Genomic DNA, 2,028 nt, shown 5'->3' on the forward strand with positions numbered 1-2,028 from the left:
TCGGATTGCGAGTTCCTCGCCGTCGGCGGTGCCAGGTACGCGTATGCCGGCGACGACGTGCGGGCGCAGCGCAGGATCGCTCTGCAGCGCGGAGTCGACTGCCTGCGGGTCCGCATCGAGATCGAAGATCCGCCGGCAACGAGCGACGGCGGTGGTCAGGTCGCGTGGGTCGGCTAGCCGCAGCACCGCCCGCACCCAGCCGTCGGCCGGCGTGAGTTCGGCGACCGCGGTGCCGTGCGGGAGTGACATGCTGCGGCGGTAGGTGCGCCCGTCGATTTCCTCCAGGCCAGGTACCGCTCGCATGGCGAGAAACTCCACGACCCGATCGAGGTCGGCGGGGCGTCGGTGGGCCAGCCGCAGCTCGATCGTTCCGGTCACGGACCCGTTCGTGGCATTGCCCGGACGTGCATCTGCACGGAAGCGGAGGCGTGCTCGTTCCCGCAACTCGCTAGGGCTGAACGCGTAGACCTCTCGTATCGTGTCGTTGAACTGGCGGATGCTGGCGAAACCGGCGGCGAACGCCAGCTCCGTGACCGGCATGTCCGTCGTCTCCAGCAATGTGCGGGCCGTATGCGCGCGTTGTGAGCGGGCTAGCCGCAGCGGCCCGGCACCGACCTCACCGACCAGCGCACGATGGATCTGGCGCTCGCTGTAACCCAGGCGGTCGGCCAGGCCGGCGACGCCGTGGCGGTCGACCAAGCCGTCCGCGATCAGGCGCATGGCTCGGGCCGTGACGTCGGCTCGAACGTTCCACTCCGGGGATCCGGGCGTCGTGTCCGGCCGGCACCGCCGACAGGCACGGAACCCGGCTCCCTGGGCCTCGGCCGCGGATCGGTAGAAGCGGATGTTCTCTCGCTTCGGGGTCCGTGCCGGGCAGCTGGGCCGGCAGTAGATGCCGGTCGACGTGACGCCTATGTAGAAGACGCCGTCGAACCGCTCATCACGGCTTCGTACCGCCCGATAGCACACTTCTTCGTCAAGCACACGTCCAGTCTGACGCTCGCACGGCGACAGGACTAGCGGAAATCAGACACGAATGTCCCCATGATCATCAACGGCTAGACCGGGCATGGTGGGGCTAAGGGTTGATGATCATGGGGACATTCGGGGAAGTCAGATGTCGCGGAAGGTCTCGATCCGGGCTCCGAGCAGGGAGAGCCTGGCGGCCAAATCCTCATATCCGCGGTTGATGACGTAGACGTTGCGCAACACCGACGTGCCCTTGGCCGCGAGCATCGCGAGCAGTACCACGACCGCGGGACGCAGAGCGGGTGGACATATGACCTCCGTCCCGGAGAACCGGGTCGGTCCGTCGACGAGCACGCGGTGCGGATCCAGGAGCGTCACATTAGCGCCGAGTTTCGTGAGCTCGGTGAGGTAGATCGCACGGTTTTCGTACACCCAGTCGTGGATCAGCGTGGAGCCGGAGGCCGTCGCCGCGATCAGCGCGAAGAACGGCAGGTTGTCGATGTTCAAGCCCGGGAAGGGCATCGGGTGGATCTTGTCGCTCGGCGCCTTCAGGATCGAGGGCCGTACCGTGAGGTCGACCAAACGGGTCTCGCCGTTCGCCGCGACATACTCGGTGCTGCGATCGTAGTCGAGCCCCATCTCTTCCAGGATGGCGAGCTCGATCTCGAGGAACTCCACGGGCGCCCGGGCGATGGTGATCTCGGACGACGTGACGATCGCGGCCGAGAGCAGGCTCATCGCCTCGATCGGATCCTCTGACGGCGCGTAGTCGACGTCGCAGTCGATGTTCTCGATGCCGTGCACGGTCAGCGTTGTGGTGCCGATGCCGTCGATCCGGACGCCCAGCTGGGTGAGGAAGAAGCACAAGTCCTGCACCATGTAGTTGGGGCTGGCGTTGCGGATCACCGTGACGCCGTCGTGGCGTGCGGCGGCCATAAGCGCGTTCTCCGTGACGGTGTCGCCACGCTCGGTCAGCACGATCGGTCTGCCCGGCTTCGCGGACCGGTCGACCTCGGCATGGTAGAAGCCGCCCGTTGCCTTCAGCTCGAGACCGAACGG

The 2,028-nt window shown here is 66.7% G+C and carries 1 protein-coding gene and 1 pseudogene; both read right to left on the reverse strand.

Translation table 11 applies throughout. From position 1 onward, the window contains the following. The coding region (locus tag ELR45_RS30965) for a bifunctional transcriptional activator/DNA repair enzyme AdaA (RefSeq protein WP_240760276.1) at positions 1 to 984 on the reverse strand (984 nt) is incomplete at its 3' end. Between the two features lie 129 nt (positions 985 to 1,113). Continuing rightward, positions 1,114 to 2,028 (reverse strand): annotated as a pseudogene (locus ELR45_RS39775) (UDP-N-acetylglucosamine 1-carboxyvinyltransferase); the annotation flags it as partial.

This window comes from Phytoactinopolyspora endophytica (assembly GCF_004138495.1).
In the GTDB taxonomy this organism is placed as follows: domain Bacteria; phylum Actinomycetota; class Actinomycetes; order Jiangellales; family Jiangellaceae; genus Phytoactinopolyspora; species Phytoactinopolyspora endophytica.